Consider the following 14,407-nt stretch of genomic DNA (forward strand, 5'->3'; position numbering starts at 1 on the left):
TTATATGATTGAATTAGTCATTTTTATAACTTGACTAATTTGTTTAACATCATGAACTCGTAGGAAATTAACACCAGCAATAACACATCTAGAGGCTATCGCCGCCATTCCAAATATACGTTTTATAGGATCAATTTCATTAATAACTGATCCTATAAATCTCTTCCTAGAAGCTCCAATTAATATTGGAAATTCCATTGAATCAAAAAGTTCTAAATTCCTAAGCAAAATTAAATTTTGCTCTACAGTCTTTGCGAATCCTATTCCTGGATCAATAATGATCTGTCTTCGATTAACACCTGAAGACAGAGCTGAATCAATTTGAATAGACAACTCATTTTTAACATCAATGACAATATTTTTGTAATTAGTCAAAGAATCCATTGTCTTACTATTTCCTCGACTATGCATCAAAATGTAAGGACAACTAAAGTCAGAGATGACTTTAAAAATTTCTGGATCATGACGACCACCACTAATATCATTAATGCAATCAGCACCAGCATTCAAAGCTTTTGATGCTACAGAATGATGATATGTATCAACAGAAATAGGAATATGAGGGTGCATTAATTTTAATTCCTTAATTAGTGGAATTAACCTATTAATCTCAACTTCAGCTCCAACCTCAGAGGCACCTGGCCTTGTACTTTGAGCTCCAATATCTAGGATTTGAGCACCTTTTTTGATACATAAACATGCGTGATTAATAGCAGATTCTAAATCGACAAAAAGTCCTCCATCACTAAAGGAATCATTAGTGATGTTTATAATAGCCATTACATTGGTATCTTTTTCCCAATATTCAGGCCAGTGAAAATTAGTTTGATTCGTAATTGGCAATTCTCGCAAAATTATTGGGATCTAATGAAGCACCTCCAACTAAAACACCATCTATATCTGACATAGACATAATTTCATCAATATTATTTGATTTAACTGAGCCACCATATTGAACAATCACGTCATCATAGCCAATCCATTTACGAATAAGTCCACAAATTCTATTTGCCTCATTAGCTTCGCAAGTTTTACCAGTTCCAATAGCCCAAATTGGTTCATAAGCGACTATTAACCTTTTAACATCAATACCTTCAAGTCCCTGATCAATCTGACGTCGTATAACTCTCTCTGCTTCGCCTAACTCTCTTTGCTGAAAAGTTTCACCAACACAAACGATTGGAATTAATTGATGGTCCTGGGCTGATTGTGCTCTTTTGTTAATTTGTTCATCACTTTCACTAAAGTATTTACGTGGTTCACTATGTCCAACAATTGCACATTTAATACAAAGTTCATTAAGCATTAGAGGAGAAACTTCTGCGGTATAAGCTCCACTGTCCTCCCAGTGGACATTTTGACTTGATAAAGAAAGATATTCACTTCTGCCCTTAATAAACTCAGAGAGAGGGTAGAGAGCTGTAAATGGAGGAGCAATAACTACCTCTCTGTCTTTAGGTATATCTTTTAATAATGGGATAAATACGCGCATGTACTCAATAGCTTCAGTACAAGTCATATTCATTTTCCAATTCCCTGCGATGACCGGTTTACGCACGCTAGTTCCTCATTTTTCGCTTCTTGCCAACTTACGGCCTAGAGGATCAGAATTTGGAACAATGTATGTTTCATTAGCAAAAATAATCTGATCTCCATTATTTAATTTCCTCCCTCTTCTAATCTCAATCATGCCATTTACTGATATTTTTCCTGACTTAATGATCATTTTGGCTTCTCCACCAGTTTGCACAACCCCAATAAACTTTAGAAATTGATCTAATTTCATTTACGTGCTTTTAAATTAAACATTGATAGTTTGATGGAATGAATCAAAAAAACAAAATTAATTTAAATTACCTCATAGGGAGGCTGAAGGGACATTTTGGAGTTTTGATGCTTGGTGGTATCAGCATGCTTGTTTACGTTAGTTGTTGGCCAATACTTGCTTGGTTAGCTGGGAAACTTATACCTGCTATTGGGCAAGGGAATACAAACAGAGTTTTATCAGTAATTGTTCTAGCTCTCTTTATTTTTATAATTCAAAAAACCGCTCAATACTTGCAAGACAGTTTGCTAGCAAAGCCAGCACTAGCACTAAGCCAAGATTTAAGAACAACCCTTTTCAGTAAACTTCAAAAGACAAATATTTTATTTATTGAAAAACTCTCCTCAGGAGATATTGCATATAGGCTCACGGAGGATGTAGACCGCGTAGGAGAAGTTATATATAAATCAATTCAAGATACAACACCATCAATATTTCAATTAATTGCAGTGCTTGGTTATATGATATTTATAGACTTGAATTTAGCGCTTGCAACTATAATACTAGCTCCTTTAATAGCATTATTAGTAAGTGATTTTGGTGGAAGAGTATTAAAAGCTGCAGACCAAAGTCAACACAAAATTAGTTCATTAGCAGGATTACTTTCAGAAGCAATACAAGGTCTTCCAATGGTTAAGGCATTTGCTGTTGAAGAATGGTTGCAAAAAGATTTTGATAAGCAAGTTAAATTACACAAAGAAGCTAAATATAAAATGCTTAGACTTGTAGCACTTCAGCATCCAATAGTCGGACTTATAGAAATAATTGGAATCTTAACTATTCTTACTATTGGAACGTTTAGAATACAAACAGGAGGAATTTCAAAAGAAGAGTTTGGAAGTTTTTTCACTGCATTAATTATGTTAATAGATCCGATAAGCCATATAACATCTAACTATAACGAATTAAAACAAGGACAAGCATCGCTAAGAAGATTAAACGAAATAACATCAAATCCCATAGAGTTCTCAAATTCAATTACAGGTATATCACCTAATAAAATCCTTGGAAAAATAATAATTAATAATTTATCTTTTTCATATAATGAAAACAATAGAGTACTAAACAATATCAATCTAAATATAGATAGTGGGAAAATTATGGCATTAGTTGGTCCTTCTGGAGCGGGTAAAACAACAATCTTCTCTTTAATTTTAAAATTTATAGAACCAAGCAATGGAAATATATTTATTGATGATTATAACTTAAACAAATTAGATACGAACTCATTCAGAAAGTTAATTGCTATCGTACCTCAGAAAACATTTATATTTTCTGGTACAATCTCACAAGCTATTAGTTTTGGAAGAAATGCATCAGCTAAAAAAATCATAAATGCAGCAAAAATAGCTAATGCTCATGATTTTATTGAACAACTTCCAAATGGTTACGATACACACATTGAAGAAAGAGGTGCAAATCTTTCAGGAGGACAATTACAACGAATATCTATAGCTAGAGCCCTATTAGGTGATCCTTCAATTTTGCTATTAGATGAAGCCACAAGTGCGCTTGATCCAGAAGCCGAAGAATCTGTTCAGAAGGGGCTAAAACAAGCTATGCATAAAAGAACGGTCTTAGTAATAGCTCACAGACTATCTACGGTTCAAAAAGCAGATAAAATAGCATTTATTGATAAAGGTAAAATATGCGAGGTCGGAAGCCACAATGAATTAATAGGAAAAGAAGGAAGGTATAGAGACTTTTGCAAAAAACAGTTAATAGAAACTATTTAATACCAAAACAATCAATGTTATAATAATAAATAACAAATACTAAATTAATGGGAAATACACCTTTAAATGAAAAGGAAGCAATTCTAACATTTGAGGATAAAAAATACGATCTAAAAAACTTACCAAAAGATATTCAGGAAATAATAAAAGGAATGCAAGTGGCAGATGCCCAGCTAAGAATGCACGAGGACACACTCAAAGTTTTAGCAGTAGGTCGCCAGCACCTTGCAATGCAACTCAAATCTAGACTAGAATCAATAAATCCTATAAATTAATTAATACATATAATTTATAAATTAATTTTATTAATTTTCTAGATAAATAACTAAGAATATATTTTCCAAATATATTCTTAGTTATTAAATGTAAATAGTAGAAGTACTCAATATCATAAAACATTAATTAATTACCTCAGATTTACAATTGAGCCCAATTCATGGGAAAATCTAAAGAAAAAATTAAGAGATGACAGCAAAAGGCTATTGGCTTAAGCAAGCCAAAATTGAAAGCACTGCTCAATTCATCGAATACGTGAAAACAGTTGTTCCATGGCTTAGGTCTGTAGGCGGAACAATTATCGCTAAAGACGTAAACCAAAATTCGGATCTAAACGAATGGGATGGAGGGCAGTTGGGAGTAATTGTAGAATTCGAATCAAAAGCAGCAGCTCAAAAAGCCTTTAACTCATCTGAATTTCAAGAATACATAAAATATAGTGGGATTGAAAACCAATTATCACTATCAATAATTGGTTAATCAAAAGCCAAAAATAAATAATAAATCAATAGATTTATGATTAAAGATTCTTCAACACTTAAAAAAGGTCAAAACCTAAAAATTGAAATAGAAGAGGTCAAGGATCGCCTTCCAAAAACTGTCGTAGAAATTATAAAGAAGGAGCCAATTGTAGAATTAGTTGGCTATAAAATGGTTGATGGAAATCAATTTGGTTTAGTAGTTAAACTAAAAAGTGGTGAAATAAATTGGTTTTTCGAAAAAGAGCTATCCGAAATAATGTGATTTATACCTATAATTGGCTATTGACTTATATAAATAAAAGATACATATAAAGATAACAAATGAATAATAGCCTATATTAAAAATATACCTTTCTAAAGATTATGCCTTACAATGAAACCACTGTAGTACTTGGAGGACTTATGCATGTTCCAGTCATTATAGTACTTCTAAGATTTATCGAAAATAGATTCAATAAGAATTCTGTTGAATATAAAAGCAATTAATTCAAATAAATAAAATTAAAGTAATTATTAATGATAAGCAAAAACTATAAATAGATTAATCTAAAAAGCAAACAATAATAATGAATATTATTATAATTACAGGACCAACATGCACTGGTAAAACAATTTTAAGTAATAAGATTGCTGAAATATTTAAAGATACAATTATAATTAAAACAGATTCATATTATAGAGATAATCTATATATAAAATTATTATCTACTTTCATAAATGACATCTATGATAGATTAATAAGTATTAAAAGTAGAGAACTAATGAATACAATAAACTCAATATATAATAAAAAAAAATCTGTTCTTTTCTATAATTATGACTTTAGAACAAGGCATTCAAGTATATTATCAAGGCCTATAACATATAACAATAAATCTAGATTTGTAATATTAGAAGGAGTTTTTGCACATAGGTTGAACCTAGATTATAAAAAAACAATAAATATTATTTGCAAAGAAAACAAAGAATTATGTTATCAAAGAAGGTTAAAAAGAGATAAAACAGAAAGAGCAAGAAATACTAAAGAAGTTAATAACAGATTTAGTAAATCGTGGTCTTTATATTTTAAAAATGTAAATAAATTTACAAATGATAATGAAATAATTTATATAAATCAATCCAAAAAAGAATCATTTAATAATCTTTTAAAAACATTAAAAACTATAAAAATAAAAAACTAAGGAAAATATATAAAATAATTTCCTTAGTTATATTATTTAGAATAAATTAGATTTTTTTACTTTTTAACCTCTGGAGCATTCATTCCTTCATAATCAGGACCGACCATTAAGCCAACAATTGCAAACAATGCGATTGAGGCTACTCCCACTAAAACAGCTGTTGGCGCGGGTGTGCTAGTAAGACCAGCAAATAACAAATTTCCCATTAATGATATATATAGCTAGTTATAAATAGCAGAAAAAGAATTAAATTTTTCACTAATTGACTACTTATAAAACAAAAACAATTATAAATGACGTATTGATACACGAATTAGAAGCTAATGTTCAGTTTAAAGTAAATATTCTATACAGGATATAAATTTCTTATGGAGTAGATAAATAAAGAAATTAAAAAGTGGGATGCTTCTAAAGAAGACATCCCACTAGAAAAAAATTTTATAAGTGATTTACTTAGATGTATTTGGATCATTAAAACCATCGTAATTAGGGCCAACAACGACAGCCATAATTCCAAATAGAGCCATAAAAGCTATACCAATGATTGGTGCAGTAGGAGCTGGTGTACTTAGAAGTCCAGCGAAAGTTAAAGGGAGCATGTTCTTTAGTAAGACTCAATATAAATACCAGTCATCAGGGAATATGACCATTGTTATTTTACTTTGTAACATTTTATTCATGCAAAATAAAGCTATGACAGGGTTTTGCAAAAGAATCATGAAGAAATCCTTATTTGAAATAAATTAGAAGATCGATCAGCAGATGGCTATTGGAGGTGAATCGTAAAACAGAATCAATGAAAAGTAGAAATTCTTAAAAAAACAATAAATGTGCAACGTCAGAAAAATTATTAGACAAATATAATGAAAAAAACTTGATTACTAGAGGATAATAAAAGATAATTTAAAAAAGTCTTATTATCGACAATATGCGTCCGATAACTCCTATAGATGAATTTGAAGAAGCATGCCTTAAAGCAAATTTAAATAATATAGAACAAAAAATAATTGATCATATTAGATACGTTGGAGTTTTTACTCAACCATCACTAACTAAAGATTTAAAACTAAATACAAAGCCACCTATATTATCAATATTATGTGATATTTGTAGAAAGATAGGTAAACATATGCCTGAACACTTTAAGAATGTAAGAAAATGGTCAAAAGAAATTAATGAGTATGATGTAAAATGGGACGGAGAATTGATCTGCTCACTTGCTTGGAACAAAGATGGAGAAAGATTATCCCCTGAAAATGGCACATGCCTTTACCACACATTTGCAGTGCACAAAGAATTATTCCAAGGTCTACAATGAATTGATACTTAAAAATATAAGATCAACCCTGACTTAAATACTCAAACAACACATTATTAAAACCTAATTCTTCAGCAGAATATTCAAGCATAGAATTATCAGATTCTATCTGAGAACGAAAAAATCTAACTTCATCTGATTCATCCCCAGATGGAGGGATACCATCGACGACATCAAAGATAATGTTTTGTCGATCCTTAACTGGAAGAACTTCATTTGCCATAATGATCAAATTAAGCACTTATAAATACATAGCCATTATTTGAAAACAAATAAAGTAAATAAAACAATCCTTTACGAAACAATAAGAGTTTCTAACAATAAGTTGATACAACAAAGAAAATAAATGCTTTAAACAAATATCATTTCTAAAAAACCGAGCAACTTTACATAAATTCATTTATAGTTTACATTGCTTAACCTGTAGACAGGTAATTGTGCTAGATCAAAAAGTAATTAATGCCTCTGATATCAAGGAAAAGCCTTTGGTTGCAGTAACAATGGCAACCAGTAGACAAGGTGTTGGCGTAGTCAAAGAGCTTAGTAAAGAGAATAAATATCAAATACGAGCAATTACAAGAAATATAAAATCAGCAATGGCTATCGAATTATCAAGGCTGAAAAACGTTGAATTAGTTAAAGGTGATTTGATGGATCCGGAGAGTCTAAACAAAGCTTTTAATGGCGTTAATGCAATTTTCGGAAACACCACTCCAACAAAGGGTTGGAAGATATTTAGAGGAAGTATTGTTAGAGAGTATGAAATACAACAGGGTTTGAATTTGGTAAATCAAGTAAAAATTGCGCATGAGCAAGGAAAGCTTAACCACTTCATTTTTAGTTCAATTAGCAAGTCAAAAGATCCATTAAAAAACGATCCAGCGCCAGGTCATTTCACGAGTAAATGGGACATAGAGGAATACATTAAGAAAATGGGTCTAAGAAAAATTACAACTGTACTTAGACCAGTTAGCTATTTTGAAAATTTTGAAAATAAACTGCCTGGTTACTCAATTTCAAAAAATATTTTTCCTGGAATAGTTGGCAAAAATTTCAAGTGGCAAACAATAGCGGTAGAGGATATCGGGAAGTGGGTAAGAGGTGTTCTGTCCAAATCAGATGAATATAAAGATCAAGACATAAATATTGCAGGTGAAGAATTAACAGGACTAGAAATGGCAATGACACTTCAAAGAATCGTATCTTCGCAGGGAATTAAAACTAATTATTTAATGCTACCGAGACTAGTGATAAAGCTATTGGAATACGATATCGGTGTTATGGCTGATTGGATAGAAAGGTCAGGATATGGGGCTGATATGAATAAATTAAAAAAGCTTCAAAAAGAATTGAACATAGTACCAACATCTTTAGAAGCTTGGCTAAAGTCTAAATTAGAAAATGAGAATAAAAATATTAAACCATGGTTATCACAATGGAAAGCATCGCAATGGAAATTACAATTGGATAAACAATAAAAAAATATATTAGATAATAGTTTACTTAAATATAATTATAAACCATTAAGCTCTATTGATTTTGCAATAGATCTAAGAAGTTCAACTATTTCATTATCATTACAACTTGTATCTTCTTTTAGTTCTACGCAAAGGTCTCGAATAGAAACATTAGTAGACCACCATATGCCGGATGTCTCCGAATCATCAAATTGAAATTGGGTCATAAAAATAGATACTTACGATAGTTTTTGCGGATCTGTAGATGAATTATCTAATTGCTTTAATTCATCTGGTAACTCTATATCTAAATTTTCTAAAAGATTCTTAAGGAGTATTTTATTATCTATATTGTTTTTATTAGACTTAAAGTTAAAAAATAAAAATAATAAAGAAAAAAAGGCTAGAGAAGATAAAATCAAATATAGATATGTATTGTTAATCATTAAAAAACATACCAGCTATTATATATTCATACCAAATTGGATAAAAATCAATAAAAATTAAAAAAATAATAATAAAATGGTCGAATAAACACAATCAGAAAACAGAAAGATAAAATGACTAAGTATATATAGCTATAGTTTTACATTCATTATGATTTTAATGGTTTTTAAAAGGATCAAGAGGGTAGGTGAATGATCATCAATAAAAATCAATCCGCTATGGTTTAACAAATAATACAAAAATTATTTATTATTAACTTTTAAATAGATAAAAACAAATAGATAAAATCATAATGTATTTTAAAAATTATTTACAAAATAATGATTACTAACATTAGTTATTTAGTTTTAATCTCATTAATTTTAATTATTGGTGGATGGGCATTTAAAGCCTTGATTGCAATAGCTCAAGGGAAACCTGTAGAAGTAAATCTCAGAAACCCACTTAATCTTAAAGCTAGATGGCCTAAGGATCCAAACAATAGTAAATAATTATGCAAGAACTAAAACATATAGATGCCAAGTTGAAATAAATGCTTTTATTCAATTAATATTATAAGAATTTTATAAGTTTAAATTAATTAAAAATGCTTGAATCATTAGATCCATTCCAACAGCTTCTTTTAGGCGTATCTAGTATAGGTGTATTAATGATAATTTTAGTTATTTTTCTAACAGCAAGTCCAAGTTTTGAAAATACAGACAGATTAAAAAAAATCCTAGATTTTTTTGAAAAGAAAAATTAGAAATCATTCCAATTTCGGCAAACACTGCAAGCAATCAAATAATCATTAATATTTACAAAAGATAACTTAGTTAGATTATTCTAAAAAATATAAGTAGTGTTATAAAAATAACTAATTTATTGATGCTTAAAGAATTATTTGACAGTAACAAATTCCTTATTTGTGCTGGTTTAAGTACTTTTTCTCTAATATTCTCAACAATTTCGATTATTTCAATATCTAAATCAACAAAAGAGGTTTCAAAAGCTCTTGAGCCAATTTCAATCTGGGCAGATTCTCAAAACGAATGCATAACTAAAACGTTCCGTATTAATGGGAAAAATACGCAAGGAATTCCCTCAAAAGTATGGAGTTGTAATGGAGGTGGAGAATAGATTTACAAAGGGTATCTTTTGATTAAGATTCACCCCATCTCTTACCAATATCAAATCCCCATTGGCTTGCTAGATCAACAACTTCTTGATGACTTTTGCATTTAATAAATAATTCATATTTTTCAGGCGAAGCTTTTATTAAATCAACTAATTTATTCAAATTTTCAATTTTTAATAAAAATCTTTCGAAGTCTTTTTTCGTCATTTTCTCTAACTATAAAATCGATAATCATTAATTAGTAAAATAATAATATAAAAAAATAAATTTATATAGTTTATAATTGCCTTAAGAATTAAAATTAAATTATTAGATATGCTTTGGTTGTTTCCAAACATACCTATCAATCTCATATTCTTTCTTTACAGCTACACAATTAGTGGCAATATGCCAAAGAGAGTTGTAGATAGGAGTGGGATTGAAAAGGTAAACTTTTGGAAACTTATTTTTTAATATACGAGTAGCAAGTCTTGCATGATAATGAGGAACTGTTGGTTCTATGTGATGTATTGCGTGAGTTGAACCAATAGAGTGATGGAGGAAGTCAAGAATTTTTCCATAAGGCCTATCAATTGATAAGAAAGCACCTCTCATATAAGTAAATTCACTTGCGCCAAGGTGTGGCACATCAGTATCAGTGTGATGTAGCCATGTATAAATTACCAACCAAATATTAACAACAATTAGGGGGCCTAAATAAAGACTAACCATTGAATAAATACCAAAATTTACTGTCCAGGAAATTAGGAAAATCAGCATTAAAGCAATTCCCCAATCTGATATCCAAACCTTTTTTGCCCAAACAGATGGCCAGAGTTTTTTAGAGAATGGTGACCTAGGCCAAAAATGATTACTGGTTCCATAGCGAGGTCCACCGGTTTTACCAGCAAGAAGATATGCAGGCCACCCAAGTATTAAATGAAGAAACAATTGATTCAAGCCATAAAAAAATTTACCCAAGAACAAAGAAGCCTCCATTTCATTCTCTCCTCCTTTTTTCTCGTTTTTACCATCACCAGATATCACAACAGGAACATGCGTCTCTCCATCAGTTATGTGATTAGTAAAGGCGTGATGAACTGAGTGAGACCTTTGCCATGAAAAATAGGGAACTAACAAAAACGAATGAAGAAAATAGCCAACAAATGTCTCTAGCTTGCGATTATCAGAAAATGCTCCATGGCCGCATTCATGGGCTAATACCCAAAGGCCCATTGAAGTCGTTCCTGAGAGAATTGCATAAAGAATCCATACAGGAATCATCTCTTTAGAAAGAGGGATAGTTAGACCAAGAAACACAACAAAAATCTGTATCACTAATGTCCTAAAAAGGAAAAAAAGCGAACTACTGGTCTGGCGACTAAAACAATGCTTAGGAATCGCTTCTCTAACCTCTTTTCTAGAAGGAATATCATCCAACGATATTTCTAAGGCTTTACCATTTAATCCCGATGGGAGAAAAGTCAGGTTGATATTGTCTTCATTGACTATTTCGAATTTAGTAAGCAATCTTTTTTTCAATTTTTTTAATATTTGAATTAATTTCCTATAAGACGTTACTCTTCAATAGTCCAATGAGGCTATAGGTAGATCTAACTTTCACAAAAGATACATTATTGAGATCATAAAAAACCAAACTTAATGAGTCTGCTCACAACATCTATTTCAAAAATGATAATGATAATTCATAAAAAAAAGATAGCTTTTATAATTTAATTTTTCCCACTATCAGGATACTCAACTGAACCATCTGGTTTCCTAACTGGCTTCGAATAAAGGACTCGAAGTAAACCTTTTGTATCCATATTTGGACTGGTTATAAAAAAACTTATTAAAAAGAAACCTCCAAATATTACTAATAAGATAATCAGAGGTAAGGTTAGTCCCATCTCTGCAAAAGTTAATAAAAAAAGAAACATGAATGGAAGTTATAAATAAGTATTTAGATAAAATTAATATACTATAAGTTGATATAAAATAAATTTTTAAATATCAATTCGTTAAATTCTACAATTGCAACCCAGGATATGGACATTTAATGATTTCATTGTTCTCAAGAAACATATTATATGAATTTTTATTTTTTTCAAAGCTAACATTTTTATATGGATTACCGTCTATAAAATGCAAAGCTGCGCCACCTTCAATTGAAATACAGCTATTAACTTCCTTTTCTGTAATTACTTTATTAACGAAAGGAATACGTGATGGTTCCTCATCGTAATGAGGACAACAAGTCCCTTTAATAAAGTCTAAACAAGGTAAAATCCTTAGTTGTTTATCCCATGAATCAGTTATGCCAGAAGTGAACCAACAAATGGCCCCAGCACTAACGCCACTCATTATTACCCCTTTATTATAAGCCTTTTTAAGAATCTCACTCATACCCCAATCACTCCAAACAGCGAGCATACTTTTAGTATTGCCACCTCCGACAAAAACAACATCTTGATTCATAATATGATCGCTTATATCTATAGTTCTTTTGAACAACTCAATATGTGTAGGTATACATTTTAAATGTGTAAAAACTGAATAAAAACGAACTATATAAGAATCATTGTCACCTGTAGCTGTTGGAAGAAAACAAATCCTAGGACAATCAATATTTGAAATACTAAGTATATATTTTTCAATTGAAGAAGAAGAGAGCTTTCTACCAAAACCTCCACCTCCTATCGCGATGATATGCTTACTCAAGATTTGAAAGAATAACTATCCCAATATAATACATCTTGATTATAAAATGTTATAAAAACAAAAAAATATTATAGAAATAAAATACTAAGTCTACCAAGGTATAACGGAATTATCCCAAGCGATAAATTTACCTGAATCAGTAGGTTTTTGTTCAGAAATAATATTAATCAAATATTCAGAAGCTTTAGCAGGAGTAAAAAGCCTATCTTTTAAAACACTCGATTGGAAAGGCTTAGAAAGCTTTGTATCACAGGTACCAGGATGCAATATAGTAACAACGGCATTAGGGAATTTACGGCGCCATTCAATGCTCAAAGTTTTTAAGAATTGATTCTGAGCAGCCTTAGAAGCCCTATATGAATACCATCCGCCTAAATTATTATCACCTATACTTCCTACTCTTGCACTTAAACTTGAAAATGAAAATGGGAGCTCAGGTCTAAGATAGTTTTCTATACTTTTGGCAATCAATATTGGTGCAATAGCATTAATAGAAAAGTTCTTATTTATATTAAGGCGATTAACATGTGAAAGTCTTTTTTCAGGTTTTATTTGATTAGAATGAAGGAAACCGCTTGTATTAATTACTAGTCTAAAAGGCTTATTAAATAAAGAAAGTTTTTTTTCAAAATAATTGAACGATTCATCACTCTCCAAGTCTAGATATATACCATTATTACTATTTAAATTACGACCACAGATGATAACATCCAATCTTGGTGCAATATTTGTCAAATAATCTGAAACATGATTCCCAATATCTCCTGATCCTATTATTAATGCAATACCTTCCCAATCTCGAATTTTCATAGTACATTAAAAAGTAGAATAATCTTAGACAATTAAAAACTAAAGTGAGTGATAATAAATCACTCACACAAAGAACTATTGAAGAAATTTAATATATCAGTATATAATAAATAAAGGTCCTACTTCTAACATGGAAAATGATTGGCTTTATGAATTTCAAAATTATATGAAAAAATTTGGAATTCTTATATTTGTAATCATTATTATATTTTTAGCAATATTTATTATTTATTGAAAAACCAATACTATCTAATAATTCTGTGCCACTAAGCAAACAAATATAAGTTATATTATAAGAAAATTCTAATGACAATAAAAGCTACCTATTACGGTGCAAATGGTTGGCTGATTGAATTTGATAAAATCAGAATTTTAATCGATCCATGGTTGAATGGTGATTTAACATTCCCCCCTGGAGACTGGCTTATTAAAGGTGAATTGCGTAAAGAACTCGATCCTCCTGATAATATAAATTTCTTATTGCTTACCCAAGGTCAACCAGATCATGCCCATCCACCAACACTCCAAAAAATAAATAAATCTATATCAGTGGTAGCTTCTCATGCAGCAAGCAAAGTAGTTAGCCGCTTGGGGTTTAAGAAGGTAACAACACTCAAGCCTGGAGATTGTTTCACGTATAAAAGCTTAAATATCAAAGCAACTTCGGGAGCATCAGTTCCAAATCTTGAAAATGGTTATATAATTGATAATGATTTAGATTCCATTTATATTGAGCCACATGGTTATCTTGATAAAAAAATCAAACCAAGAAATATTAATGTTTTAATAACACCAGTAATAGATTTCTCATTACCTTTCGCTGGTAAATTTATTAGGGGTAAAACTGTATTACCTGAACTTCTTAAATTATTTAATCCAAGTACAGTACTAGCAAGCACTACTGGAGGTGATATAACATTTACTGGAGTAATAAATAATTTAATTAAAGTAGATGGATCTGTTGATGATAATAAAATATTCAATGATCTTAATACAAATTTAATAAACCCTGAACCATTAAAACAATATATCTTCAGTAATAGTTAATATTTAAAAAA

At 30.3% G+C, this 14,407-nt stretch carries 23 protein-coding genes; 11 read left to right on the forward strand and 12 right to left on the reverse strand.

Annotated features, from left to right (window positions below):
• The 3 genes from folP to DNJ73_RS05190 are packed head-to-tail and all read right to left on the reverse strand — an operon-like array spanning window position 1 to window position 1,786.
• Window positions 1-780, reverse strand: a complete 780-nt coding sequence (gene folP / locus DNJ73_RS05180) for a dihydropteroate synthase (RefSeq protein WP_158466774.1) — start codon at window positions 778-780, stop codon at window positions 1-3.
• 40 nt (window positions 781-820) lie between these two features.
• Window positions 821-1,558, reverse strand: a complete 738-nt coding sequence (tpiA, locus tag DNJ73_RS05185; protein ID WP_158466628.1) for a triose-phosphate isomerase — start codon at window positions 1,556-1,558, stop codon at window positions 821-823.
• A gap of 9 nt (window positions 1,559-1,567) precedes the next feature.
• The gene (locus DNJ73_RS05190; RefSeq protein ID WP_158466629.1) at window positions 1,568-1,786 is read right to left on the reverse strand and encodes an RNA-binding S4 domain-containing protein; all 219 of its coding nucleotides are present in this window, start codon (window positions 1,784-1,786) and stop codon (window positions 1,568-1,570) included.
• Window positions 1,787-1,824: 38 nt separating this feature from the next.
• On the opposite strand from DNJ73_RS05190, the gene DNJ73_RS05195 reads away from it, so the two are divergent.
• The 5 genes from DNJ73_RS05195 (at window position 1,825) to DNJ73_RS05215 (ending at window position 5,500) form a co-directional block, all read left to right on the forward strand.
• A complete protein-coding gene (locus DNJ73_RS05195) occupies window positions 1,825-3,561 on the forward strand; it encodes an ABC transporter ATP-binding protein (RefSeq protein ID WP_158466630.1) in 1,737 nt (578 codons plus the stop codon).
• 47 nt (window positions 3,562-3,608) lie between these two features.
• Window positions 3,609-3,836 carry a DUF6447 family protein gene (locus DNJ73_RS05200; RefSeq protein WP_158466631.1) on the forward strand — a complete coding sequence of 76 codons (228 nt, stop codon included), beginning with the start codon at window positions 3,609-3,611 and terminating at the stop codon, window positions 3,834-3,836.
• A 190-nt stretch (window positions 3,837-4,026) separates the two neighbouring features.
• Window positions 4,027-4,317 carry a DUF1330 domain-containing protein gene (locus tag DNJ73_RS05205; RefSeq protein WP_158466632.1) on the forward strand — a complete coding sequence of 97 codons (291 nt, stop codon included), beginning with the start codon at window positions 4,027-4,029 and terminating at the stop codon, window positions 4,315-4,317.
• A gap of 36 nt (window positions 4,318-4,353) precedes the next feature.
• Window positions 4,354-4,581, forward strand: coding sequence for a DUF2862 domain-containing protein (locus DNJ73_RS05210; RefSeq protein WP_158466633.1), 228 nt, complete (start codon window positions 4,354-4,356; stop codon window positions 4,579-4,581).
• Window positions 4,582-4,885: 304 nt separating this feature from the next.
• Window positions 4,886-5,500, forward strand: a complete 615-nt coding sequence (locus DNJ73_RS05215; protein WP_158466634.1) for a uridine kinase — start codon at window positions 4,886-4,888, stop codon at window positions 5,498-5,500.
• A 56-nt stretch (window positions 5,501-5,556) separates the two neighbouring features.
• On the opposite strand, the gene DNJ73_RS09830 is transcribed toward DNJ73_RS05215, so the two are convergent.
• Together DNJ73_RS09830 and DNJ73_RS09835 are read right to left on the reverse strand one after the other, a co-directional pair.
• Window positions 5,557-5,706 carry a hypothetical protein gene (locus DNJ73_RS09830; RefSeq protein ID WP_187152564.1) on the reverse strand — a complete coding sequence of 50 codons (150 nt, stop codon included), beginning with the start codon at window positions 5,704-5,706 and terminating at the stop codon, window positions 5,557-5,559.
• Window positions 5,707-5,949: 243 nt separating this feature from the next.
• Window positions 5,950-6,099, reverse strand: coding sequence for a hypothetical protein (locus DNJ73_RS09835; protein WP_257473332.1), 150 nt, complete (start codon window positions 6,097-6,099; stop codon window positions 5,950-5,952).
• A gap of 329 nt (window positions 6,100-6,428) precedes the next feature.
• On the opposite strand from DNJ73_RS09835, the gene DNJ73_RS05220 reads away from it, so the two are divergent.
• A complete protein-coding gene (locus tag DNJ73_RS05220; protein WP_257473333.1) occupies window positions 6,429-6,818 on the forward strand; it encodes a hypothetical protein in 390 nt (129 codons plus the stop codon).
• Window positions 6,819-6,840: 22 nt separating this feature from the next.
• On the opposite strand, the gene DNJ73_RS05225 is transcribed toward DNJ73_RS05220, so the two are convergent.
• Window positions 6,841-7,041, reverse strand: coding sequence for a hypothetical protein (locus tag DNJ73_RS05225; RefSeq protein ID WP_158466636.1), 201 nt, complete (start codon window positions 7,039-7,041; stop codon window positions 6,841-6,843).
• A gap of 214 nt (window positions 7,042-7,255) precedes the next feature.
• Between DNJ73_RS05225 and DNJ73_RS05230 the strand changes: the two genes are divergently transcribed.
• The gene (locus tag DNJ73_RS05230) at window positions 7,256-8,296 is read left to right on the forward strand and encodes an NmrA/HSCARG family protein (protein ID WP_158466637.1); all 1,041 of its coding nucleotides are present in this window, start codon (window positions 7,256-7,258) and stop codon (window positions 8,294-8,296) included.
• 35 nt (window positions 8,297-8,331) lie between these two features.
• Here the strand turns inward: DNJ73_RS05230 and DNJ73_RS09840 are convergent, their stop codons facing one another.
• Window positions 8,332-8,502, reverse strand: coding sequence for a hypothetical protein (locus DNJ73_RS09840; protein WP_187152565.1), 171 nt, complete (start codon window positions 8,500-8,502; stop codon window positions 8,332-8,334).
• 540 nt (window positions 8,503-9,042) lie between these two features.
• Here DNJ73_RS09840 and DNJ73_RS09845 point away from each other — a divergent pair.
• From DNJ73_RS09845 to DNJ73_RS05240, 3 genes are all read left to right on the forward strand, one after another.
• Window positions 9,043-9,213, forward strand: a complete 171-nt coding sequence (locus DNJ73_RS09845; RefSeq protein WP_187152566.1) for a hypothetical protein — start codon at window positions 9,043-9,045, stop codon at window positions 9,211-9,213.
• Window positions 9,214-9,308: 95 nt separating this feature from the next.
• A complete protein-coding gene (locus DNJ73_RS09850; protein WP_187152567.1) occupies window positions 9,309-9,467 on the forward strand; it encodes a hypothetical protein in 159 nt (52 codons plus the stop codon).
• Between the two features lie 122 nt (window positions 9,468-9,589).
• Window positions 9,590-9,841, forward strand: a complete 252-nt coding sequence (locus tag DNJ73_RS05240; RefSeq protein WP_158466639.1) for a hypothetical protein — start codon at window positions 9,590-9,592, stop codon at window positions 9,839-9,841.
• A 22-nt stretch (window positions 9,842-9,863) separates the two neighbouring features.
• On the opposite strand, the gene DNJ73_RS05245 is transcribed toward DNJ73_RS05240, so the two are convergent.
• The 5 genes from DNJ73_RS05245 to DNJ73_RS05265 form a co-directional block, all read right to left on the reverse strand.
• A complete protein-coding gene (locus tag DNJ73_RS05245; protein ID WP_158466640.1) occupies window positions 9,864-10,046 on the reverse strand; it encodes a Nif11 family protein in 183 nt (60 codons plus the stop codon).
• 102 nt (window positions 10,047-10,148) lie between these two features.
• Window positions 10,149-11,348 (reverse strand): fatty acid desaturase, encoded by a 1,200-nt coding sequence (locus DNJ73_RS05250; RefSeq protein WP_257473334.1) that lies wholly within the window; start codon window positions 11,346-11,348, stop codon window positions 10,149-10,151.
• Window positions 11,349-11,551: 203 nt separating this feature from the next.
• Window positions 11,552-11,728, reverse strand: a complete 177-nt coding sequence (locus tag DNJ73_RS05255) for a hypothetical protein (protein ID WP_261792589.1) — start codon at window positions 11,726-11,728, stop codon at window positions 11,552-11,554.
• Between the two features lie 118 nt (window positions 11,729-11,846).
• Window positions 11,847-12,539, reverse strand: a complete 693-nt coding sequence (locus DNJ73_RS05260; protein WP_158466643.1) for a peptidase E — start codon at window positions 12,537-12,539, stop codon at window positions 11,847-11,849.
• A 90-nt stretch (window positions 12,540-12,629) separates the two neighbouring features.
• Complete coding sequence (locus tag DNJ73_RS05265; protein WP_158466644.1) at window positions 12,630-13,349, reverse strand: short-chain dehydrogenase; 720 nt, start codon at window positions 13,347-13,349, stop codon at window positions 12,630-12,632.
• Between the two features lie 306 nt (window positions 13,350-13,655).
• Here DNJ73_RS05265 and DNJ73_RS05270 point away from each other — a divergent pair, with 306 nt between their 5' ends.
• Window positions 13,656-14,396, forward strand: coding sequence for an MBL fold metallo-hydrolase (locus DNJ73_RS05270; protein WP_158466645.1), 741 nt, complete (start codon window positions 13,656-13,658; stop codon window positions 14,394-14,396).
• Window positions 14,397-14,407: the final 11 nt, after the last annotated feature.

This window comes from Prochlorococcus marinus XMU1408 (assembly GCF_003208055.1).
GTDB classification, from domain to species: domain Bacteria; phylum Cyanobacteriota; class Cyanobacteriia; order PCC-6307; family Cyanobiaceae; genus Prochlorococcus_B; species Prochlorococcus_B marinus_A.

Bases quoted from the DNA above. Each gene is read 5' to 3' on its own strand.
- DNJ73_RS05215 (WP_158466634.1), top strand. From the start codon at position 4,886: ATGAATATTATTATAATTACAGGACCAACATGCACTGGTAAAACAATT.
- DNJ73_RS09830 (WP_187152564.1), bottom strand. From the start codon at position 5,706: ATGGGAAATTTGTTATTTGCTGGTCTTACTAGCACACCCGCGCCAACA.
- DNJ73_RS05255 (WP_261792589.1), bottom strand. From the start codon at position 11,728: ATGGGACTAACCTTACCTCTGATTATCTTATTAGTAATATTTGGAGGT.
- DNJ73_RS05245 (WP_158466640.1), bottom strand. From the start codon at position 10,046: ATGACGAAAAAAGACTTCGAAAGATTTTTATTAAAAATTGAAAATTTG.
- DNJ73_RS05200 (WP_158466631.1), top strand. From the start codon at position 3,609: ATGGGAAATACACCTTTAAATGAAAAGGAAGCAATTCTAACATTTGAG.
- DNJ73_RS09850 (WP_187152567.1), top strand. From the start codon at position 9,309: ATGCTTGAATCATTAGATCCATTCCAACAGCTTCTTTTAGGCGTATCT.
- DNJ73_RS09840 (WP_187152565.1), bottom strand. From the start codon at position 8,502: ATGACCCAATTTCAATTTGATGATTCGGAGACATCCGGCATATGGTGG.
- DNJ73_RS05195 (WP_158466630.1), top strand. From the start codon at position 1,825: ATGAATCAAAAAAACAAAATTAATTTAAATTACCTCATAGGGAGGCTG.
- DNJ73_RS05265 (WP_158466644.1), bottom strand. From the start codon at position 13,349: ATGAAAATTCGAGATTGGGAAGGTATTGCATTAATAATAGGATCAGGA.
- DNJ73_RS09835 (WP_257473332.1), bottom strand. From the start codon at position 6,099: ATGCTCCCTTTAACTTTCGCTGGACTTCTAAGTACACCAGCTCCTACT.
- folP (WP_158466774.1), bottom strand. From the start codon at position 780: ATGGCTATTATAAACATCACTAATGATTCCTTTAGTGATGGAGGACTT.
- DNJ73_RS05210 (WP_158466633.1), top strand. From the start codon at position 4,354: ATGATTAAAGATTCTTCAACACTTAAAAAAGGTCAAAACCTAAAAATT.
- DNJ73_RS05240 (WP_158466639.1), top strand. From the start codon at position 9,590: ATGCTTAAAGAATTATTTGACAGTAACAAATTCCTTATTTGTGCTGGT.
- DNJ73_RS05225 (WP_158466636.1), bottom strand. From the start codon at position 7,041: ATGGCAAATGAAGTTCTTCCAGTTAAGGATCGACAAAACATTATCTTT.
- DNJ73_RS05190 (WP_158466629.1), bottom strand. From the start codon at position 1,786: ATGAAATTAGATCAATTTCTAAAGTTTATTGGGGTTGTGCAAACTGGT.
- DNJ73_RS05220 (WP_257473333.1), top strand. From the start codon at position 6,429: ATGCGTCCGATAACTCCTATAGATGAATTTGAAGAAGCATGCCTTAAA.
- DNJ73_RS05205 (WP_158466632.1), top strand. From the start codon at position 4,027: ATGACAGCAAAAGGCTATTGGCTTAAGCAAGCCAAAATTGAAAGCACT.
- DNJ73_RS05270 (WP_158466645.1), top strand. From the start codon at position 13,656: ATGACAATAAAAGCTACCTATTACGGTGCAAATGGTTGGCTGATTGAA.
- DNJ73_RS09845 (WP_187152566.1), top strand. From the start codon at position 9,043: ATGATTACTAACATTAGTTATTTAGTTTTAATCTCATTAATTTTAATT.